Source organism: Leptotrichia rugosa (genome assembly GCF_041200005.1).
Taxonomy (GTDB): domain Bacteria; phylum Fusobacteriota; class Fusobacteriia; order Fusobacteriales; family Leptotrichiaceae; genus Leptotrichia; species Leptotrichia rugosa.
Genome location: NZ_CP165644.1, coordinates 1,365,899 through 1,386,726 on the forward strand (window position 1 = coordinate 1,365,899; position 20,828 = coordinate 1,386,726).

General features: G+C 28.7%; 21 protein-coding genes and 1 pseudogene. 7 read left to right on the forward strand and 15 right to left on the reverse strand.

What is annotated here, in order from left to right; genetic code table 11:
- Window positions 1-156: 156 nt before the first annotated feature.
- From AB8B22_RS06710 to AB8B22_RS06760, 11 genes are all read right to left on the reverse strand, one after another.
- Entirely contained in the window at window positions 157-477 is a 321-nt protein-coding gene (locus tag AB8B22_RS06710; RefSeq protein WP_369710529.1) for a hypothetical protein, read from the reverse strand.
- A 169-nt stretch (window positions 478-646) separates the two neighbouring features.
- Window positions 647-1,072: a hypothetical protein gene (locus tag AB8B22_RS06715; RefSeq protein ID WP_369710530.1), complete on the reverse strand. Its 426-nt coding sequence runs from the start codon at window positions 1,070-1,072 to the stop codon at window positions 647-649.
- Window positions 1,073-1,174: 102 nt separating this feature from the next.
- The gene (locus AB8B22_RS06720; protein ID WP_094080140.1) at window positions 1,175-1,441 is read right to left on the reverse strand and encodes a scabin-related ADP-ribosyltransferase; all 267 of its coding nucleotides are present in this window, start codon (window positions 1,439-1,441) and stop codon (window positions 1,175-1,177) included.
- Window positions 1,442-1,800: 359 nt separating this feature from the next.
- Complete coding sequence (gene argF / locus AB8B22_RS06725) at window positions 1,801-2,802, reverse strand: ornithine carbamoyltransferase (RefSeq protein ID WP_369710531.1); 1,002 nt, start codon at window positions 2,800-2,802, stop codon at window positions 1,801-1,803.
- 97 nt (window positions 2,803-2,899) lie between these two features.
- Complete coding sequence (locus AB8B22_RS06730; protein WP_369710532.1) at window positions 2,900-3,442, reverse strand: hypothetical protein; 543 nt, start codon at window positions 3,440-3,442, stop codon at window positions 2,900-2,902.
- 253 nt (window positions 3,443-3,695) lie between these two features.
- Window positions 3,696-4,883 carry an aspartate aminotransferase family protein gene (locus AB8B22_RS06735; protein ID WP_369710533.1) on the reverse strand — a complete coding sequence of 396 codons (1,188 nt, stop codon included), beginning with the start codon at window positions 4,881-4,883 and terminating at the stop codon, window positions 3,696-3,698.
- A 97-nt stretch (window positions 4,884-4,980) separates the two neighbouring features.
- The gene (argB, locus tag AB8B22_RS06740; RefSeq protein ID WP_369710534.1) at window positions 4,981-5,871 is read right to left on the reverse strand and encodes an acetylglutamate kinase; all 891 of its coding nucleotides are present in this window, start codon (window positions 5,869-5,871) and stop codon (window positions 4,981-4,983) included.
- A 144-nt stretch (window positions 5,872-6,015) separates the two neighbouring features.
- The gene (gene argJ, locus AB8B22_RS06745; protein WP_369710535.1) at window positions 6,016-7,236 is read right to left on the reverse strand and encodes a bifunctional glutamate N-acetyltransferase/amino-acid acetyltransferase ArgJ; all 1,221 of its coding nucleotides are present in this window, start codon (window positions 7,234-7,236) and stop codon (window positions 6,016-6,018) included.
- Between the two features lie 114 nt (window positions 7,237-7,350).
- Window positions 7,351-8,400 (reverse strand): N-acetyl-gamma-glutamyl-phosphate reductase, encoded by a 1,050-nt coding sequence (gene argC / locus AB8B22_RS06750; RefSeq protein ID WP_369710536.1) that lies wholly within the window; start codon window positions 8,398-8,400, stop codon window positions 7,351-7,353.
- Window positions 8,401-8,760: 360 nt separating this feature from the next.
- Window positions 8,761-9,345, reverse strand: coding sequence for a D-sedoheptulose 7-phosphate isomerase (gene gmhA, locus AB8B22_RS06755; RefSeq protein WP_369710537.1), 585 nt, complete (start codon window positions 9,343-9,345; stop codon window positions 8,761-8,763).
- 159 nt (window positions 9,346-9,504) lie between these two features.
- On the reverse strand, window positions 9,505-10,422 hold the full coding sequence (locus AB8B22_RS06760; RefSeq protein ID WP_094080133.1) for a LysR family transcriptional regulator: 918 nt from the start codon (window positions 10,420-10,422) through the stop codon (window positions 9,505-9,507).
- Window positions 10,423-10,639: 217 nt separating this feature from the next.
- Here AB8B22_RS06760 and AB8B22_RS06765 point away from each other — a divergent pair, with 217 nt between their 5' ends.
- The 3 genes from AB8B22_RS06765 (at window position 10,640) to AB8B22_RS06775 (ending at window position 11,841) form a co-directional block, all read left to right on the forward strand.
- Window positions 10,640-11,200 carry a molybdopterin-binding protein gene (locus tag AB8B22_RS06765; protein WP_369710538.1) on the forward strand — a complete coding sequence of 187 codons (561 nt, stop codon included), beginning with the start codon at window positions 10,640-10,642 and terminating at the stop codon, window positions 11,198-11,200.
- The gene (locus AB8B22_RS06770; RefSeq protein WP_369710539.1) at window positions 11,169-11,399 is read left to right on the forward strand and encodes a hypothetical protein; all 231 of its coding nucleotides are present in this window, start codon (window positions 11,169-11,171) and stop codon (window positions 11,397-11,399) included. The genes AB8B22_RS06765 and AB8B22_RS06770 overlap by 32 nt, the downstream gene beginning before the upstream one ends.
- Before the next feature lie 61 nt (window positions 11,400-11,460).
- A complete protein-coding gene (locus tag AB8B22_RS06775) occupies window positions 11,461-11,841 on the forward strand; it encodes a carbonic anhydrase (RefSeq protein ID WP_237048590.1) in 381 nt (126 codons plus the stop codon).
- 100 nt (window positions 11,842-11,941) lie between these two features.
- On the opposite strand, the gene AB8B22_RS06780 is transcribed toward AB8B22_RS06775, so the two are convergent.
- From AB8B22_RS06780 to AB8B22_RS06795, 4 genes are all read right to left on the reverse strand, one after another.
- The gene (locus tag AB8B22_RS06780) at window positions 11,942-12,643 is read right to left on the reverse strand and encodes a M48 family metallopeptidase (RefSeq protein WP_369710540.1); all 702 of its coding nucleotides are present in this window, start codon (window positions 12,641-12,643) and stop codon (window positions 11,942-11,944) included.
- A 3-nt stretch (window positions 12,644-12,646) separates the two neighbouring features.
- Complete coding sequence (locus AB8B22_RS06785; RefSeq protein WP_369710541.1) at window positions 12,647-14,416, reverse strand: NUDIX domain-containing protein; 1,770 nt, start codon at window positions 14,414-14,416, stop codon at window positions 12,647-12,649.
- 27 nt (window positions 14,417-14,443) lie between these two features.
- Entirely contained in the window at window positions 14,444-15,772 is a 1,329-nt protein-coding gene (rsmB, locus tag AB8B22_RS06790; protein WP_369710542.1) for a 16S rRNA (cytosine(967)-C(5))-methyltransferase RsmB, read from the reverse strand.
- A 134-nt stretch (window positions 15,773-15,906) separates the two neighbouring features.
- Window positions 15,907-17,367 carry a glycoside hydrolase family 32 protein gene (locus AB8B22_RS06795; RefSeq protein WP_369710543.1) on the reverse strand — a complete coding sequence of 487 codons (1,461 nt, stop codon included), beginning with the start codon at window positions 17,365-17,367 and terminating at the stop codon, window positions 15,907-15,909.
- 168 nt (window positions 17,368-17,535) lie between these two features.
- Between AB8B22_RS06795 and gltS the strand changes: the two genes are divergently transcribed.
- The 4 genes and pseudogenes from gltS to AB8B22_RS06815 all read left to right on the forward strand — a co-directional run bounded on the left by gltS (window position 17,536) and on the right by AB8B22_RS06815 (window position 20,807).
- Window positions 17,536-18,753, forward strand: coding sequence for a sodium/glutamate symporter (gene gltS, locus AB8B22_RS06800; RefSeq protein ID WP_094080127.1), 1,218 nt, complete (start codon window positions 17,536-17,538; stop codon window positions 18,751-18,753).
- Between the two features lie 99 nt (window positions 18,754-18,852).
- Window positions 18,853-19,736: pseudogene (gene era / locus AB8B22_RS06805) on the forward strand (GTPase Era).
- Window positions 19,737-19,906: 170 nt separating this feature from the next.
- Complete coding sequence (locus AB8B22_RS06810) at window positions 19,907-20,023, forward strand: hypothetical protein (protein ID WP_369711935.1); 117 nt, start codon at window positions 19,907-19,909, stop codon at window positions 20,021-20,023.
- A gap of 124 nt (window positions 20,024-20,147) precedes the next feature.
- Window positions 20,148-20,807 (forward strand): HAD family hydrolase, encoded by a 660-nt coding sequence (locus AB8B22_RS06815; protein WP_369710544.1) that lies wholly within the window; start codon window positions 20,148-20,150, stop codon window positions 20,805-20,807.
- Window positions 20,808-20,828: the final 21 nt, after the last annotated feature.

Here is a 20,828-nt window from a genome sequence, read left to right on the forward strand (position 1 = left end):
TAGTTATCTAATTATCTTATCATCTTAATTTTATTTTTAGTTGTGATTTTAAGAATGTAAAATTAAAATTTATAAAAAACTAATCCCTACCCATTTTTTATTTGATTGGACACACTCCACATATAAAAAAAAATACATAATATTTTTATATAAAAATTACCAATCTATTACATTCTCTGAACGCAATATGTCCAAAAATTGTTTTCTTAATTCTAAATTACCGTCAATAACCTCATCTAATAAATCTTTTTCTATTAATGCCCAATGAAATATCCCTGGAAGATGCCCAGAAAGATAAATTGTTCTAAAATTTATATTTGGGTCAATAATCTCAACTTCACTTTCTGAATAAACATACATTCCACTATATTTATCTGTCATCCCCAAAAAAAGTGTTTGATTTCTTTCTTCATCCCAATAAATACCAAAAATCTCTGCTATTTCCTCTCCATTTTTATCTCTTTTTATTATTCTCATTTTACATCCCTTTCTTAGTTTGGAATATTTTATTTGGATTAAGTATATTTCTTTATTATTTTGGTAAATTTCATTTTAAACTTTCTCTATGGTTTCGTTGTATTGACAATGTATTGTTATTTTTGTTCATATTTGGTAATATGTCCTAACGCAAAGCAACAATTTCTCACTAAAAACTTTCTATCCAATTTTCATAAAATTCCTCTTGCTCTTTAACACTACCAATTTTTAATTCACTATCATAATCAAAAATATCTACTACATCATTTAAAGTTGCTTGTTTCCCCATTTGTAATTTATACGCTTTTGTCCCTCCAAACTCTTTTTGCATCAAAGAAGAATAAACATTAATAGCTGAAGCATTACAAAGTAAGTAAATATTATTTAATTCTAATTTTTTTCGTAATTCTACAACAGAATCAAATATGTTATCACTTTTTGAAAAATATACCATATTTTCAATTTCTATTTTCAAATTAATTTCATCTTCAATTTCTAATAAAAATAGTTTATTTTTTGCTATTTTTCCATTGTTTAAAATTTCAATATTTTGTATTTCTATATCACTTTCTTCTTTTTTCCAAAAACTTTCCATTATAATTACCTTTTAAAATATTAATTCTAATTATTTTTTGTTTATAATTAGGATTTTCTATATATTTAATAGTTTGATTATCCTTATATTGATAAGCATCTTTTATTTCCGTATTTTTATTCCATTAGGAATAGAAAATTCTTTTTGTTCTGGAAAAGGATGTCTTTCTCCAAAAAATTTTACAGTATTTATTCCTCTATCAGTGTCTATTATGTAGTTATACCCATTTTTTCCAGCAAAACTATCACTAATATCAAAATCTGAAGAAGTAGACGCAAAATTTTCTCTCTGTCCACGAATATGTTTAGACAAATCATCGTGTTTCCCTTTCGGTAAAATATCTTTTTCAAAAACAATTTTTGGTTTCATTGAAGCACTATGACCTCTATAATAAAAAATACTACCTTTATCCACAGTAATAGTGTAATTATTGTTAACAGCATTAGTAAGTTGGAACAGAAACTAATCCTTGCCCTTTATTTCCTAATTCTACATATGGTGTTATATACCCAATTACTAAAACTGCACGTAACTTTGGAACAATTGAGTCTCTTACCATATTTTTTTATAAATTTTGAAAAAGGCATTTTTTCTTTTGATAGTCCTTTTTTTGTAGTTCTAAATAAAACTCCGATTTATTCATTTGACTCTTAAATTCCATTTTATTTAAGTTCAATATAAAATAACTACTGCATTTTTTCGATATATCAGATACATTTTTTCTTAAATTACATCGGATATTCTCTATCCCCCAATGTCGCCACCATCACAGCCTTTATTGTATGCATCCGATTTTCCGCCTCATCAAACACAACAGAATTTTTACTTCTAAAAACTTCATCGGTAACTTCCATTTCCTTAATTCCGTACTTCTTCTCAATTTCCTTTGCAACTTTTGTATTCAAGTCATGAAATGCAGGCAGACAGTGCATAAACAAGTAATCATCCTTTGCGTGTTTTATAAGCTCTCTATTTACCTGATAATATGAAAGCCGATCTATTCTTTCTTCCCATACATCATAAGATTCTCCCATCGACACCCACACATCCGTATAAATAACATCCGCATCCTTTACTCCGCCAATTCTATCATCCGTAAATGAAATACGTCCTCCATTTTCCTCAGCCAGTTTCAAAGCAGTTTCAGCTAGTTCTTTATCTGGAAAATATTCTTTTGGAGCAACAATCGTAAAATCCATGCCAAATTTTGCTGCACCAATCATAAGTGAACTTGCCATATTATTTTTCCCATCTCCAAGATATGCAAACTTAATTCCTTTCAAAGTTCCCTTTTTTTCCAAAATAGTCAAAAAATCCGCTAAAACCTGTGTCGGATGAAACTCAGTTGTAAGCCCATTCCAAACAGGCACTCCCGAATACTCAGCTAAAGTTTCGACTAATTCCTGACCGTATCCTCGATATTCGATTCCATCATAAAATCTTCCCAAAACTTTCGCAGTATCTTCCATAGACTCCTTATCTCCAATTTGTGATGCAGAAGGCCCAATGTAAGTGACATTTGCCCCTTGGTCATAAGCTCCCACTTCAAACGCACATCTCGTTCTAGTAGAAGTTTTCTCAAAAATCAAAGCAATATTTTTTCCAACCATCATTTTTTTCTCAGTCCCATTTTTTTTATCCATCTTCAATTTTTTCGCCAAATCCAGCAAATACTGCAATTCCTCCGTTGTAAAATCTAATAATTTTAAAAATGATTTTCCTTTTAGCATAACTTCTCCTTAATTTTTATTTTTATCATATTATGACAAGAGATTCTGTCCCTTGCTATTGTTTAATTTTTCCAATTTTTATTTTTATAACTCGATATTAATTTTTTATTCTATAATATTCTTTCAATATATCTTTCTCAATTTCCTTCAATTTTTGTCCATTTTCAACAATTTTTTTATTCTCACCAATATACCGAATCAATTTTTCATTTTCATCAAAGTAGTATCGTTGTTCAGAAAATTTTGACTTTTTTTTATCAAAGACTTCTCCATTTTTTATCTCATTTTCTTTATACCATTTAGAATCCACATAATATGGCACATTATATTTTTCAGTCTTATCAAAAATAAAATAAACTTTTCCATTTTTTACATAATATTCTGTCAAACTATTCCAACTTTCCCCAAAATGTTCAACCACAATTTTTTTAACAACTCCATTTTGAAAATAATACTTCACAACGCCGCCATCTGTACTTTGCTCTAAATCTTCAACTTCCTTAATAACATAATTTTTCACAGCATTAGTACTTGCGAAATCCTTCCTAATCTGAGCAATTTTTCCTTCAATATTCGACGCACTAAAATTCACCAAACTTACCAAAAGAAAAAGTATTGAAATTTTTCTAAAGGTTTTCATAAAAATCTCCCCTTTAACTCTAAATTTTTTCGTTCTTTCAATATAATTTTACCTTAATAATTTTTAATTTACAATTATAATTTGCAATTACTAAAAAGAAATTTTTTCGAAAACTTTTGTCTTTTGAAATAGAATCATTCAGAAATTACTATTGTTTTAAAAATTAAAAATTTAATACGACAAATATTATAAAAAATGGAACTTGAATCATAACAAAATCAAAAATTGAGTTATCAAAAATTTCTAAAATTAATTAAAATGTTTTCAAAACTTTTTCCAAAATCGAAATAGCTTTGTCAATTTCCCCATCTGTCACATTAAACGGCGGGAAAAATCTCACGACATTATTTCCAGCTCCAACTAGCAACAACCCATTTTCTAGTGCTTTTAAAACAACGTCTTTTGCCAAAACTTTCTTTTCATTAAATTTTATTCCCAAAAGAAGTCCTTTTCCTCGAATTTCTTCGATAAAATCAAATTTCCCCTTTAATTTTTTCAATTTTTCCATAGAATACTGACCTTTTTCCACAACATTTTTTTCAATTAATTTGTTGTCAATTAATTCATGTAAAACAGCATTTGCAACGGCACAAACCAAAGGATTTCCACCATAAGTTGAACCGTGGTCGCCAGGAACCAGCACATCATTTGCTTTCCCTTTTGTCAGACAAGCTCCAATCGGAACTCCGCCACCAAGTGATTTCGCAATTGTAACTATATCTGGAACTAAATCAAAATTCTCATAAGCGAATAATTTTCCAGTTCTTCCCATTCCGCATTGAATTTCGTCAAAAATCACAAGCACATCATATTTTTTGCTCAATTCTTTTATAGCTTCCATAAATTCAGGAGTAGCACTCTCAAGTCCACTTTCTCCTTGAATTGGCTCTAAAATAATGGCAGCAGTTTTTTCGCTTACCTTAGCTTTTAAATTTTTAATATCATTAAAATTACACTCAGTAACATTTTTCATCAACGGCTCAAATGGTTTTTGATACTTCGGCTGACCGGTAACTGCCAAGGCTCCAGTACTTCTTCCATGAAATGAATTTTTCATATAAATTATTTCCGTTTTATCAGCAATTTTGTTTCCATTTTCATCGTACGACAAATTATTCCCATATTTTCGAGCAATTTTCAAAGCCAACTCAATCGCTTCAGTTCCACTGTTTGTAAAAAATACGCTCTCCATTTCACTATTTTCAGTAAGTTTATTCGCCAAATCCAATTGCGGCTGACTGTAATACAAATTAGAAATATGCACCAATTTCTGACTTTGCTCCGTCAAAGCCTTTGTAATCACAGGACTTGTGTGTCCCAAGCAATTTACCGAAATTCCTGATACAAAATCTAAGTATTCATTTCCTTCATTGTCATAAATATACGTCCCTTTTCCTTTTTCAAATATTTTATTATAACGGCTATATACATTTAATAACATTTAATCACTTCCTTCTTATTTTTTTTGAAAATATTCCATAATTTTCTAATTTTCAACTTCAAAATCTTTTCAGATATTTTTACTTTCTCAAATAATTTTAACTCTCTAAATTTTCATCCTTCTTAATCAATGTTCCAGCTCCTTCGACTGTAAACAACTCAAGAATCACAGAATGTTCCAATTTCCCATTTAGAATAACAACATTTTCCACTCCATTTTCAATCGCATTCAAGCAAGTCGTAACTTTTGGCAACATTCCGCCACTAATAATTCCTCGTTCGATTAAATCGTTCACATTTTCTACATCGATTTCATCAATAAGTGTCTGTTTATCATTGTAATCAAGCAAGATTCCATCAACATCTGTCAAAAATATCAATCTATCCGCCTGTAATTTCCCAGCAATCGCACCTGCCACATAATCCGCATTAATATTGTATGTCTGACCATTTTTGTCTACTCCAATCGATGAAATCACAGGAATTGCATCATTTATCTCCAACAATTTTATAACTTCTGTATTAATTTCCTTAATCTCTCCGACAAACCCAATATCAACCTTTTCTCCATCAACTTCAACAAACTTCTTCTCAACAAACACCATATTTCCGTCTTTTCCACTTAGACCAACAGCTTTCCCACCATATTTATTGATGTCCGACACAATTCCTTTATTGACTTTCCCAGATAACACCATTTCCACAATTTCCATTGTTTCCTCATCAGTTACACGATTTCCTGCAACAAATTTGCTCTCTTTCCCAATTTTTTGAAGCATCTCGTTTATCTCAGGCCCTCCACCGTGCACAATCACAGGATTTATCCCAACATATTTCATAAGAACTACATCTTGAATAAACTGCTCACGCGCAACAGGATTAACCATCGCACTTCCGCCATATTTAATCACAATCGTTTTATTATGATATTTTTTTATAAACGGCAACGCCTTTACCAAAATTTTCGCTTTATCTAAATTTGAAATCATATTTTCCCTTTCTCTATTATTAAAATTTTTCTTCTTTTTTAATTTTTCAAAAATTTAATTTTAAAAATAATTTTTTTCAAAATTTATCTTGAAAAGTTTACTAATAAAAAATTCTTAAAATCATAAATTTTATTTTAAAAAATATTAAGTATGATACTCCGCATTAATTTTCACATAATCATAACTTAAATCACATCCCCAAGCAGTCGCTTTAAACTCCCCATCATTTAATTCAATAATTACTTCAACTGTCTCAGACTTTAAAATTTTCTCAGCTTTTGGAACATCAAAATCCTGTGCCATCCCATTTTTTGCAACTTGAACCATATCATTTCCAGCTTTTAAGAAAATATTAACTTTATCAATCATCAAATCAGCTTCTGAATATCCAACCGCACACAAAATTCTTCCCCAATTTGGGTCGCCGCCAAAAACTGCCGCTTTGAAAAGACTCGAAGTGATAACTGATTTTGAAACTTTTTTCGCATCTTCCAGCGTTTTTGCTCCATTTGTTGTAACTTGAATCAACTTTGTCGCACCCTCTCCATCTTTCGCAATTAATTTTGCCAATTCCTCATTCACTTTATATAACGCCTTTTTAAACTCATTATATCCAGATGAATTTTCATCAACAATTTTTTCATTCCCAGCAAGTCCATTCGCTAAAACACAAGCCATATCGTTTGTGCTCGTATCTCCATCAACTGAAATCATATTGAAAGTGTTGTCAGCAATTTCAGAAAACATTTTTTGCAACAGAGATTTTTCGATATTCACATCAGTTACAGTAAATGAAAGCATTGTCGCCATATTCGGATGAATCATTCCAGACCCTTTACACATTCCAGCCACTTTCGCCTTTTTCCCATCAATCTCAATTTCCAAGCAAATCTGCTTAACAAAAGTGTCAGTAGTCATAATCGCATTAGCCGCATCAATTCCGCCATCTTCCGACAAGTTTTCCACAACTTTCTCAATCCCATTCTCAATTTTTTCCATATCAAGCTGAACTCCAATAATCCCAGTTGATTGAACTAAAACTTCCTCAGCTTTAAGTCCCAATTTATTCGCAACTAGCTCAGTCATTTTTTTAGAATTCGCAAGTCCAGTATTTCCCGTGCAAGAATTTGCATTCCCACTATTTACCACAATCGCCTGTGTATTCTCATTTTTTATATGTTTGATATCCAAAATAATTGGTGCAGCCTTTGCCAAATTTTTTGTAAAAACCGCAGCTGAAACCGCCTTTTCCTCGCTATAAATCAAAGCCATATCTTTTTTTCCACTTTTTTTCAATTTTGCCGATATTCCAGTTGCTTTAATCCCTTTAACGTCAGTAATCGTACCATTCTCTATTATTTTCATATAACTTTTGTATGATAAATAATTTTCAATTATTTTCTAAAAATTATAAATCACACGCTCCTTTCTTTTTTATCTGTAAAATCCTATTAATAAAATCTTATTAACAAAATATTTTTATAAATACATCGACAAAAATTCCAATCCTTCATTTTCTTCAAATCCAAATAAAATGTTCATACTCTGAACCGCCTGTCCACCAGCCCCTTTTATCAAATTATCAATTGCTGATACTACAACGATGTTCCCAAATTCCTTGTCATATCGAACCCCAATCTCACAAATATTACTATTTTTCACATTTTTTATCTCTGGCAAATTTTCAGTAACTCTCACAAAATACTCATTTTTATAAAATTCATTATAAATTTCATAAATTTTTTCTTCCGTCAAACTTTCCTTAAATTCATCCTTCACATCTAAATAAATTGTCGAAAGAATCCCTCTATTTATCGGCAACAAATGCGGAGTAAATACTAAATTAATATTCCCATTCGCTAATTTATCCATCTCTTGCTTTATTTCAGGTGTATGTCTATGCTTCAAAACATTATAAGCCTTAAAATTTTCATTGACTTCAGCATAAATTAAATCCAATTTAGCACTTCTTCCAGCTCCCGAAACTCCCGACTTCGAATCAACAACAATTTTTTTTGTATCAACAAGTCCATTTTTTAATAACGGTGCCACACCTAAAATAGCAGAAGTGGGATAACATCCAGGTGAAGCCACAACTTTCGTATTTTTTATTTTTTCCTTATAAAGTTCTGGAAGCCCATAAACCGCATTTTTATTGATTTCTGGATAGTTATGTTTTACCTTGTACCATTTTTCATAAATTTCTGAATCATCCAATCTAAAATCTGCCCCCAAATCTATAACTTTTACATTGTTTTCAAGCGCTGATTTTGTTATCTTTTCTGACATTCCATGAGGCAGTGCTAAAAATAGTACATCTATTTTATCCAGATTTTCTTTAATTTCTTCCAACGAAATCAATTTTTTTTCAAAATATTTTTTATAATTTTTATAAATATTTCCAATATTCTCTCCTGCAAATGAATGCGATGAAATAAATTCCACTTTCACTTCTTTGTGATTATTTAAAATCCATAATAACTGCTGTCCTGCATACCCTGTTGCTCCTACAATTCCTGCTTTTATCATCTCTTTCTCCTCCTACTTTTTTATTTTAAATAAAAAAAGCCTATTTTTTTAGGCCTTTTTCTTTAAATATTTTTAAATTAAAGGAAAAAAAGCCAGCAACCTCAAAATTGCTGACTTTTATATTATATTCCTAAAAAATATTAAAAAATTAGCAATGATAAAGGATTGCACAAATAAATTGTCATTATTTTTCTTTCCCTTATCCTTCTAACTAATTTCATAATATTTCACTCCATTCCATTTAATTTATTTTACAACATTAATATACCATATTTTTCACAAAATTTCAATAATTTAAATATATAAATTTTATATAAATACATATATTTTATTTATGCTTTAAATTAAAAAATAAATTTGTTAATAATTTTCTGGAAATAAAATTCTTTCCACTCCTTCAATAATAATATGTAAAATCATCATATGAACTTCTTGAATTCTGTCGGAAGTTTCTCCTGGAATAATAAATTCATAATCACACACACCTTTTAATTTTCCGCCATCTTTTCCCAAAAGTGCAACTGTTTTTAAACCTTTTTCTTTTGCCACTTTCATTGCTTCAATAATATTTTGAGAGTTTCCTGAAGTTGAGATTCCAAAGAAAAAATCTCCTTCTTGACCAAAGGCTTCCACTCCTTTTGAAAAAATAAAATTAAATCCAAAATCATTTCCAACACAGGTGATGTGTGAACTGTCACTTATGCTAATCGACGGCAAAGCACGTCTATCACTTCTAAATCTTCCTGTAAATTCTTCTGCAAAATGCATGGCATCACAATTACTTCCACCATTTCCAGCAATCAACGACTTTTTTCCATCTCTGTAAGCAGCTGCCAACTCTTCTGAAATTTTAACCGTTTTTTCAATATTCTCGTCATTTTCCACAAAATTTTTGACAGTTTTGTAAGCTGTTAAATATGAATTTTTTATATTTTCTTTTAACATTTATTTTACCTCCAGATTTAAAAATTTATTTAAAATAAATTTTAAAACTTATCTTAAAAATTATATTTCAAATATTATACTTCTAAAAAATTTTTATTTTTTATTTTAAAAAGTTTATAGAAATTTAACTGTACTGCAACAACAAATAAGATTAAATTATTATTCAAAATTTTTAAATATCAGATCATTTATTTTTTCGTCAGAATAATTCCCATTAATTTTATAATCTTTCACAAAATTTACAAATTTCTCAATTCCTTCTTTTTCGCTATTTTCTTTTATATACACAATTTGAAATTTTTCTTCCCATTTCTCAAAACTATGAACAATTTTTAATGTTCCTCGAAGTATTTCTTCATAAACGCTGTAATAAGGAAGCACTGCAAATCCAATTCCATTTTTTATCATATTTTTCATCGTTTCGATACTTCCATTAATTACAATTCGATCTTCTAAATTAAAACCGATAATTTTCTCAAATAAATCCAAATACTTATTTGTAAGTATTGTATCTCGCTTTAACAATTTTAAATTTTTTAACTCTTCATAATCGAAAATCTGAGTCCCTGCGACAACCACGAATGGATATTCTTCAGTTTCAATAATTTTCAGTTCCTTATCTTCAATAAAATATTCTTCCATTAAAGCTACATCAACTGTTCCTTCTTTCAAATGACGCATAAGAGATTCCCTATTTTTTATATATAAGTCAAACTCTATTTCAGGATATTTCTTTTTAAACTCAACCATTATTTTAGGTAAAACCGGTTCCCCAATATTGTGAGTTGCTCCAATTGAAATTTTTCCTTTGCCATAATAAGCAATTCTTTGCATCTCTGTTTCCATTCGCAAAATTTTATCAAAGACATCTTTAGACATTCGATACAGTTCTTTTCCTGCAAATGTCAACTTAAAATTTTTTGAATTTCTTTCGATAAGTTGTATATCTAATTTTGTTTCCAATTTTTTTATTTGTATAGACACCGCTGATTGACTAATATACAGTTTTTTTGCTGCTTTTGTAAAACTTTTTTCCCGACACGCTTCAAAAAAAATTTTCAAATGATGTATATCCATTCAAACCTTCTCCAATCATATATTTTGTTTATATTATAACTTATTTTTTATTTTTTGTCCACAGACATTTTTTCATTTGTTTCTCGCCATTTTACTCAATTTTTTCAAAAAATGAAAATATTGTGCCAAACGATTTATTGTGATATAATAATTTTGAAAAAATAAATAATTATTTTTGAAATATAAAAAATATATAAACAAAAAATGGGAGAAAATAATGAAAGCAGAAATTATTTGCGTGGGAACAGAACTACTTGTTGGAGATATCGTCAACACAAATTCACAATACATTTCCAAAAAATTTACAGATATAGGAATTGATTTATATTATCAAACTACTGTTGGAGATAATTTTGAAAGATTAAAAGAATGTCTTAAAATTGCATTTAACAGAGTGGATTTGGTCATTACAACTGGAGGACTTGGACCTACGATTGACGACATCACGAAAGAAGTTGTCGCCAATTATTTTAATGTTGACTTAGAAATGATACAAAAATATTATGATTTAATTATAAAAAAATACAACGAGCGTGGTTTTTTTGAAGTGGCAAGCGGCGCAGAAAAAGAAGCTTCGATTTTAAAAGGATCCGTTCTTCTGGAAAATGAAGTCGGTCTTGCGCCAGGATGTTTTTTTGAAAAAAATGAAAAAAAAATAATAATTTTATCCGCCAAAAGAAATGACTGCTATGCTAGACGATTACGCATTGCCGCTTTTAAAGAAATATTCCGATTCAATTTTACTTATGAAAACTTTGGAGATAAAAGGTGTTCCTGAAGGGAAAATTGATGATAGACTAAAAGATTATTTTCAGATGACCAATCCAACAGTTGCACCATATGCCAAAGAAAAATGTGTGCATGTGAGAGTTGCTGTAAAAGGAAATAGACAAAAAGAAGATGTTTTATGGGGAAAAGTGGACAAAATAATAAATGACATAAAAGATATTTATCCACAGGCAACAGAAGTAAAATAATTTAAACTTAAATTACAAAAATTTGAAAATTTAATAAAAAACATAAAAAAGGAGAAAAAATATGTTTTGCACATTAATCTGCTGTATGGACGGAAGATTTATTCATATTATAAATGAATACATAAGAAATAATTATAAATATAATTATGTAGATACAATTACAGATGCTGGACCTGTAAATAAAATTGTATACGAAGATTACTTAAAATCTGTGGAAGATAAAGTCGTTCTGATTTCTGTCAAAAAACATAAATCTGATCACATCTTCATCGCTGGACACAGTGACTGTGCAGGATGCCCAATAGACGATGAAACCCAAAAAAATTACATAATTCAAGCTTCAGAAAAAATGCATTTTGATTTGCCCCACGAAGCTGTGACTGGCTTATTTGTCTATGAAGACGGAAAAGTTGAAGTTTTATCTGATTTTAAGAAAAATTAGAGAAGTAGAAAAATAAATAATTAAAATAAAAATCCCTTTAAAATTCTAAACGGGATTTTTTATTTTTTTATAATATTTAAGATTTATTATTTTAAAAAAATTAATAATGATGTTTTGCATTTAACATTTTTTCAGCATTTCTATAATTTGGCATATATTTTTCAACATAATTGTAAAATCCTTTGCCATGATTGGGATACTTTAAATGAGCAAGTTCATGCAAAATTACATATTCGATTTCAAACGGAGTTCGTTTTATAAGTTCCACATTTAAAGCCACATATTTTTTTTCATAATTGCAAAATCCCCATTTTTTATTTAGCGGCTTTATCAAAAATTTTTTTACATCTTCATTCAAAATTTTCATCCATTTTTTCAATAATTCTAAAAAAATTTTTTTAGCATTTTCAAAATACCACTTTTCCAAAATTTTCTTTTTTTCTTCTGAATTGTCAAAAATATCGCTGTAGACTGTCAGAATAATTTCATTTTTTTTATCATTTTTTAAAGCCACTCGATTGAAATTTCCATTTTTTACAGTTAAAATATATTTTTGACCTAAAAAATTATGAATTTCCCCAGTAATATATTCTTTTTCTTTTCGTTCTTCTTTTATTTTTTCAAGTTTTTTTAAGACATTTTTTATCCATTTTTCTTTTGAAATCAAAAAGTTTTTTATGTAATCGCTGTGCAAATTTTCTGGAGCGGAAATGTAAATTTCCATATTTTCTTTTATTCTCAAATTTATATTTTTAACTTTTTTTCTATGAACTTCATAACCCAATATTTTCTCAGTTTTCATAATTTAATTTTCCAAACTTTCCAAATTTTTCTGTTTCAAAATTTTGTAAGAATTTTCCAAAACTTCTTTTTGCAGTCGATAAGTTATTGTTTTTAGTGCTTCTTCATAAGAGCACCATTTATATGCTTCAATTTCCTGCTCGTCAACCGTCACTTCTTCATTTTCCGTTATTCCAATAAAAAATGTAACTTTTTTGATTGTTGTTTCATTCGGAATATATTTTATCTCATATTTTTTGTCAGAAACAATATTAATTTCAATTCCAGTTTCTTCAAAAACTTCTCTTTTTGCTGTTTCAACTTGAGTTTCATATTCTTCGATGTGACCTTTGGGAAATCCCCAATTTCCATTAAACATCTTCACAATCAGAAATTTTTTAATTTTATTATTAAAAACAATCGCACCGCAAGAATTTTCATATTTAAAATTTTGACACAAATCATATTTTTTTGCTAAATATTTTATCAATTCCTCTTTTTCATTTTTTAATTCATCTGATAAAACCAATTCATACAATTCATTTTTTAGTTTTCCAATTTCTCTATTTTCAAATTTCAAATTTATCAGGTCAATTCCCGTCAAATCCAAATCTTTAATGCTAGGAATATTTCCCTGTTTTTTCAAATTTTCAATTCTTTGCAAAAAATTATCCAAAATTTTTTGATTTTCTTCTTTAGAATTTATATTTTTAGAATTTAAGTCGGCGGAAAATAAATTAAAAAGCCGCTTTAAATTTTTTTCTTCAAAATTAATTATTAATTTTTTCAAAGTTTTGTCAGAAACCTCTTGATAGATTAACATATGATTTAAAATTAGTTTTTTTACAGAATTTATAAACTCTTTTGGCGCTCTAAGTTCCCTAAGTTCTTCTTCAGCAATAAGTGCGCTCTCCTTTTCGTGTCCATAAAAATGAAAAATCCCTTTTGCATCAATACTTTTTGTGTTAATTTTTCCCAAATCATGAAAAAGCGCTGCAAATTTTGTAATCAAGTCTTTGTCACAAAGATTTACAACTTTAATTATGTGATGAAACAAATCATCGGTGTGATGTAGATTATTTTGGTCAAAGTTATAAGCGTAGCGAAATTCAGGAATTATAAATTCCAAAACTTTTAGCGATTTCATCTTTTTTAACGCTTTTATGGCGTATGGTGCAATCAAAATTTTACTAAATTCATCAAAAATTCTCTCATGCGAAATTTTATTCAAAAATTTTCTTTTTTCACAAATCGCTTCAGCTGTCTTTTTATCAAGATTAAACCCAAGTTTTGCCATAAATCTGAAAGCTCTCAAAATTCTTAACGCATCTTCTTCAATTCGTAACTTTGGATTTCCAACAAATTTAATAGTTTTATTTTTTAAGTCTTTTAAACCTCCAAAAAGATCAATAACCCCAGTTTTTTGGCTATATGCCATTGCATTTATCGTAAAATCCCGACGAGATAAGTCATCTTCAATTTTTTTTACAAATTTAATTTCTTTTGGGTATCTGCTGTTATAAACTCCAGTTTCACGACGAAATTTTGCAATTTCATAATCTACGCCATTTAAATGAATCATCAAAATTCCAAAGTGAGCGCCAACTTCTTTTGGTGAATAATCGGAAAAAATCGCCTTTAGCGTTGAATATTCAATATCAGTAGCAAAATCATAATCTCCAGGATCACGACGCAAGATTAAATCTCGTATCGCTCCTCCGACAAGAAATCCACTTCCATTTGCATTTAACTTTTGCATTATAAATTTTATGTCGTCACTAAAATTAAATTGCATACTAACGTATCCTTTCTGTTCTATTAATTAATCACCATCACATTTTTTTACTTTTTTAAATTTTGCTATATAAAATCCATCCAAATATTCATTTTCATAAGAAATATAAACGCCACCAAACTCGTCTTTTAGAATCTTGATATTTTTTGGAATTGCAACTTCTTTAATTTCCAAATTTTTATATTTTTCCAAAAAATATTTAACATTATTAGTATTTTCATTTTTTGAAAAAGTACAAGTGCTGTAAATAATTTCTCCACCATTTTTTATCGAATTAAATGCGCTCTCAAAAATTTTCTTTTGAATTTTTTTAAGACTTTTAAAATTATTCGATTCCAATTCATATATTTTTTCAGGTTTTTTACGAAGTACGCCAAGTCCGCTACAAGGTACATCCAAAAGTATTTTATCAAATTTTTTGTCTAAATTTTCAATTTTTGTGGCATCATTCAATTCTATTTTCCAATTTTTATATCCATATTTATTTTTCAAATTTTCTAAAATCTTAATTTTATGATGGTGAATATCAGTAGAAATCAAAATTTGGGGATTAAAAAGCTGTAAAATCGCAAGTGATTTTCCACCAGGTGCACTACAAGCGTCTAAAACAACATCATCTTGTGAAACTTCAAGATTTTTTACCGCTAAATATGAAGAAGCATCTTGAACAACTATTTCTCCACTTTTAAAATTTTCAGTTTCAAAAATATTTGCATTGGACAAATAATAAACTTCTTCCACAGAAAATAAAATTTGAGTGTCAATTTTTTTTAATAAATTTTCAAATTCTTCTTTTGTAAATTTGTTTTTATCGTATCTCACGGAAAGAAAACTTCTTTTTTTATAAGATTTCATAATTTTTAAATAGTCATCTGGAAAATCCAATTTCAATTTATTCACAAACCACTGCGGATATGAATAAACTATTCCGTCTTTTTTATCCATTGGAATTTCTTGATCAAATTTTTCTTTATTTTTCAAAACATTTTGTAAAGTTGCATTTACAAATCCAACTTGATGTGAATTAATTATTTTAGCAATTTCTCCCGCCTCAAAAATAACTCCTGAGTTGTCAGAATCCATAAAAAACAATTGCGCTACAGAAATTCTCAAAAGTTGTTTTATTTTTCTCTTTTTTATATTTTTAGTACATCTTTCAATTAAATAATCAATATAAATTAAATTTTTTATCACAATATTTACAATATTTGTAACAAATAATTTTTCTTTTTTTGAATAATTATTTTTAGAAAAATAGTAATTAATCTGAATATTACTATATTTTTTTTCATGCAAAATATCATCCAAAAGATTTATTATATCAAGTTTTATATTATTTTTTTCAGTATTAATCAATTTTTTTATTTCCTTATCTTTATATGTTTTATATTTATATCTTTATCTTTATGTCTTTCATATTTTGTGTTTTATGTTTTATATTTTAAGTTTTATCTTCATATTTTATATTATAATAATTTTATTTTTATTTATTATTGCCATTCCCATTTTTCAAGTTTTACTTTTGTTTCATTTTCAGCAAAAACAATAATTTTATCAGCATTTTCTAAAGGGAAAATTCTTGAAGAAAACACTTCTTCTCCATTATTTACAAAAACTTCTATGGAAGAATTATCAACAAAAATTCTAAGTTCCAAATCTTTTCTGTCGCCTAAAAAAACTTTTCTTACGCTCTTATCAGCTTGTGCACCGCAACTTCTGTCAAGAACTAGTTTTTTATCTTCAAAGTCAAATTTCACAACAGTTTCACTATTTTTTCCAACTCTCAATTTTAATCCAAAATCTGAAGAAATATCACTAAATTTGACAATTAATTCATAAGTTTTCCCTTTTCCAATCTCTTTTTCACCTTTAACAAAACCTTCAAATTCGATTTTTTCCCCTCTTATTGAAACCATTTCAGAAATTGGTTCTTGATAAAGTTTTCCATCTCTCACTTTCAACTTTCTTGGCAAAGTCAAGCAATGTATCCATTCATTTTTAACTGTAGGAAAATCTTCATCTTCTGGAACTCCCATCCATCCGACAACAATTCTTCTTCCTTTATTATCTTCCATTGATTGCGGTGCATAAAAATCGTGCCCTCTGTCAATTTCCACAAATTCCGAGCGAATTTCAAATTCTGGTTTTTCATAATCCAATTTGCCAAAAAAATATCCTGTCTGATATTTATTATTGTATAAATCCCCTTGTGGTTCTAATCCTTGTGGCGAAGCTACTAATAAATCAATGATTTTTCCAGTTTTTTCATCTTTTAATTGAAAATAATCTGGACATTCCCACATAAATCCAAAGTCTTTTAATTTTCCATGATTTGCTCCAGCAATTTCGCCTTCAAATTTCCAATTTTTTATATTTTCTGAAGAGTAAAGCACAACTTTTCCTTCCAATTTTTCACTTTGAATTCCAAGAACCGCATAATATTTTCCGTCTTTTTCCCAAATTTTTGGATCTCTTATGTGTCTTGTATATCCATCTGGCTGGTTTACTATGCTTGGCTCCCATCTGTCAAAATGTTCTCCATCTTCTGAAACTGCGATACATTGGTATGATTCTCTATTCCCTTCTGCATCTTTTACATTTCCAGTGTAAAATAAATAAAGTTTTCCATCAATCACAATTCCACTTCCAGAATAAACTCCATTTTTTGAATACCAAGTATCAGGTCTTAATGCAGTTTCACATCTTTCCCAATGAAGTAAATCATGGCTTTTACTGTGAGCCCAAGTTTTGTTTTTATGCTCTGTGCTAAGCGGATTCCATTGGTAAAACATATGATATTCTCCGTTAAACTGCGAAAATCCGTTGGGATCATTTATAAGTCCCACAATTCCTTGAATATGATATTTTTGTCGCCAAAAGTCACTGTCAACAACATTTTTATTTTTTAAAACAGCTTTTTCTTCATTTTCCTTCACTTGCTTAAAATCCATAATATTTCCCGCCTTCATTAATAAAATAATATTTAATATTTTACCACATTTTATTTGTTTTTCCAAATTTTAAGGGAAAATATTTCGAGCTAAAATTTGCAGATTTACTACATTTAGTGTATAATGTAGATATGTGAATTTAATATTTAGAAAAAAAGGAGGAATTAAATGAAACTTGATATGATTCAAACGATAGGTCTATCGGTTATTTTACTACTTATTGGGATGAAATTGAGAAAAAAAGTAAAATTTTTTGAAAAATACTGTATACCTTCACCGGTTATTGGTGGATTTTTATTTTCAATCATCTCTTTTATTTTGCGTCAGACAGGAATTGTAGAAATTAGTTTTGACGACACGCTCCAAAAATTTTTTATGATAATGTTTTTTACAAGTGTAGGATTTAACGCAAGTTTAAAATTATTAAAAAAAGGTGGAAAACAGGTACTTATATTTTTATTCGTGGCAATAGGACTTTGTATACTACAAAATGTCGTGCCGATTTTACTTTCAGGATTAGTTGGATTAAAACCGCTTCTTGCACTTATGACAGGTTCTGTAGCAATGACAGGAGGACACGGTACTTCTGCAGCTGTTGCACCTGAAATAGAAAAAATGGGGTATACAGGAGCAAAGGCGATAGCAATAGCTTCAGCAACTTATGGACTTATTGCAGGTTCAATGCTAGGTGGCCCAATTGCAAGCCGTCTTATTAAAAAGCACAAATTGCTTCCTGAACATATAACAAAAGAAAATGCTGAAAAAGATATAGATGAAGAGGTTCTAAAAAAACAAAGGCCATATCTTGACGGAGAAAGATTTTCAATGGCATTTTTTTACATCTTAATTGCCATGGGAATTGGTTCATATTTGTCACTTTTCATAAATTTTTTGCTTCCAGCAATGAAATTTCCAGTTTATATTGGACCTATGATTGTTGCAGCAATAATTAGAAATATTTCTGACAATGTGGAATCACTTCATGCTCCAACAAAAGAAATTAGCATCTTGGAAGATATTTCCCTAAGTTTATTTTTAGCGATGGCATTAATGTCACTTAGATTATGGGATTTAATAGATTTAGCAGGTCCTGTAATTATACTTTTACTAGCTCAAACTCTGCTTATTTATTTATATCTAAATTTTGTGACATTCAAAACCATGGGTTCAAATTACGACGCAGCTGTAATTGTTTCTGGACATTGTGGATTTGGAATGGGAGCTACTCCCAACGGAATTTCAAATATGAAAGCGATTACAGAAAAATATACTTATTCAAAAATAGCGTTTTTTGTAATTCCAATAGTTGGTTCACTTTTTATAGATTTTGCGAATATAAGTGTAATTACTTTTTTTGAAGTTACGCTAAAAAGACTGGCTATGTAATTAATTTTAACGAAGGTTTCTTAAATGAAACCTTTTTTTATAGCAAATTTTTTCAAAAAATGATATAATTATTAAAAATATGATTAAGGAGCAAAAATATTGAAATCAGTATTCATAACGATTGTAGGGCGACCAAATGTTGGAAAATCTACGCTTACAAATAAACTTGTAAATGAAAAGGTGGCAATTGTTTCAGATAAGGCTGGAACGACAAGAGATCAAATAAAAGGAATTGTAAATATAAACGAGAATCAATTTATTTTCGTCGACACTCCAGGGATTCACAAGCCAAAACATCTTTTGGGAGAGCATATGACAAATATTGCAATAGAAGCGCTGGAAAATGTTGATTTAATAATGTTTATGCTGGATGGAACTAAAGAAATCTCAACTGGAGATATGTTTGTAAATGAACATATAAGAGCGGTAAATACGCCAATTGTTGCGATTATCAATAAAATTGACAAAATGACAGATGCCGAAATTGAAGAAAAAAGTGGAAATTAGAGAAAAATTGGGAGATTTTGACGAAATAATTACACTTACTGCGGAATATGGAATTGGAGTTCACAAAATATTTGATGTGGCAAAAAATTATTTGTCCAACGATATGTGGTTTTATCCTGAAGATTATTACACAGATTTGCCTGTGAACAAAATTGTTGTGGAAACAATAAGAGAAAAATTCTTCATCATACAAAAGACGAAGTTCCGCATAGCGTGGCAGTTGAAATAATAAATGTTGAAACTAAACCGGCGATAAGAAAATATGATGTGAATATTTATGTCGAAAGAGATAGCCAAAAAGGGATTATCATTGGAAAAGACGGTGCTTTACTAAAAAAATTGGAATTGAAGCGAGAAGAGAAATTGAACATCTCATTGATTTGAAAGTGAATTTAAAACTTTGGGTAAAAGTTAAGAAAAAATGGAGAAAAAATAGTAAATTTCTTGACGAAATGGGTTATAGCTCAAAAAAATAAAAACAATAAATAATAAAATTAAATAAAAATCACAAAATAATAACAAATAAAAGGAGAAAAATAAAAAATGGAAGATATTATAAAAAAATTAACGAATTTACTAAAATTGCAAGAAAACGAGAACTTACTGAAGAAGAAAAAAAGAACGAGAAAAATATAGAAAACTTTATATTGAAAAATTCAAAACTTCGATGAGAGGACATCTTGACAGCATAAAAGTTGTGCGAGTTGACGACAATGGAAATCCTATTGACAAAGATGGGAAGGTTATTGAACCAGACGCATAAAAATATTTTTTTATAAATCCAAAAAAATTATAATAAATAATTATTTATAAATCTAAAATAAAAAAATTCAAATATAAAAACAAAGAAAAAAAATAAAAAATTAAAACAAAAGAAAGGATAAAAAATGAAATATGAACTAGTACTTTTCGATATGGACGGAACTCTTCTTGATACTTCAAATTCCATTGCAATGACTGTAAATAGCACAATGAAAGAATTGGGACTTAAAACATATCCTGTGAATGATTGCGTTAAATTTGCAGGTGGCGGTGTCACTGGACTTACTAAAAATATTTTGGAAAAAGAAAAATATGACATTGATAAAGAACTTTTTTCTAAAACAATTAGAAAATATTACGACATCTATTTTGACTACAAAGTCGAGCCTTATAAAGAAATTCCTAAAATACTTGAATTTTTGGAAAAAAATAAAATAAAAAAAGGGATTATTACAAATAAAGACCATAATACTGCACTTTCTGTGGCAAAAGAAAAACTTAAAAAATGGGAATTTTGTGAAATAATTGGCTCAGACGAAAAAAATTATCCCAATAAGCCAAATCCATACAATGTTGACAGACTTTCTGAAAAATTTGGAATTCCAAAAGAAAAAATTTTGTTTGTGGGAGATATGCTTGTCGATGTAAATACGGCAAAAAATGCAAAAATTGATATTGCCTACTGTAAATGGGGATTTGGAGTTATAAAAGGAGAAATGGGAATTGATGAAAGTTGTAAAATTGAATTGGCTGAAGATATTATTAAAAAAATAAAAGGAGAATAATTTTTAAAAATAAAAAAATTT

Coding starts and splice junctions, on each gene's coding strand:
- AB8B22_RS06710 (WP_369710529.1), bottom strand. CDS start 477: ATGAGAATAATAAAAAGAGATAAAAATGGAGAGGAAATAGCAGAGATT.
- AB8B22_RS06715 (WP_369710530.1), bottom strand. CDS start 1,072: ATGGAAAGTTTTTGGAAAAAAGAAGAAAGTGATATAGAAATACAAAAT.
- AB8B22_RS06720 (WP_094080140.1), bottom strand. CDS start 1,441: ATGAAACCAAAAATTGTTTTTGAAAAAGATATTTTACCGAAAGGGAAA.
- argF (WP_369710531.1), bottom strand. CDS start 2,802: ATGCTAAAAGGAAAATCATTTTTAAAATTATTAGATTTTACAACGGAG.
- AB8B22_RS06730 (WP_369710532.1), bottom strand. CDS start 3,442: ATGAAAACCTTTAGAAAAATTTCAATACTTTTTCTTTTGGTAAGTTTG.
- AB8B22_RS06735 (WP_369710533.1), bottom strand. CDS start 4,883: ATGTTATTAAATGTATATAGCCGTTATAATAAAATATTTGAAAAAGGA.
- argB (WP_369710534.1), bottom strand. CDS start 5,871: ATGATTTCAAATTTAGATAAAGCGAAAATTTTGGTAAAGGCGTTGCCG.
- argJ (WP_369710535.1), bottom strand. CDS start 7,236: ATGAAAATAATAGAGAATGGTACGATTACTGACGTTAAAGGGATTAAA.
- argC (WP_369710536.1), bottom strand. CDS start 8,400: ATGATAAAAGCAGGAATTGTAGGAGCAACAGGGTATGCAGGACAGCAG.
- gmhA (WP_369710537.1), bottom strand. CDS start 9,345: ATGTTAAAAGAAAATATAAAAAATTCATATTTAACAGCTTACAAAACT.
- AB8B22_RS06760 (WP_094080133.1), bottom strand. CDS start 10,422: ATGGATATACATCATTTGAAAATTTTTTTTGAAGCGTGTCGGGAAAAA.
- AB8B22_RS06765 (WP_369710538.1), top strand. CDS start 10,640: ATGAAAGCAGAAATTATTTGCGTGGGAACAGAACTACTTGTTGGAGAT.
- AB8B22_RS06770 (WP_369710539.1), top strand. CDS start 11,169: ATGAAAACTTTGGAGATAAAAGGTGTTCCTGAAGGGAAAATTGATGAT.
- AB8B22_RS06775 (WP_237048590.1), top strand. CDS start 11,461: ATGTTTTGCACATTAATCTGCTGTATGGACGGAAGATTTATTCATATT.
- AB8B22_RS06780 (WP_369710540.1), bottom strand. CDS start 12,643: ATGAAAACTGAGAAAATATTGGGTTATGAAGTTCATAGAAAAAAAGTT.
- AB8B22_RS06785 (WP_369710541.1), bottom strand. CDS start 14,416: ATGCAATTTAATTTTAGTGACGACATAAAATTTATAATGCAAAAGTTA.
- AB8B22_RS06795 (WP_369710543.1), bottom strand. CDS start 17,367: ATGGATTTTAAGCAAGTGAAGGAAAATGAAGAAAAAGCTGTTTTAAAA.
- gltS (WP_094080127.1), top strand. CDS start 17,536: ATGAAACTTGATATGATTCAAACGATAGGTCTATCGGTTATTTTACTA.
- AB8B22_RS06815 (WP_369710544.1), top strand. CDS start 20,148: ATGAAATATGAACTAGTACTTTTCGATATGGACGGAACTCTTCTTGAT.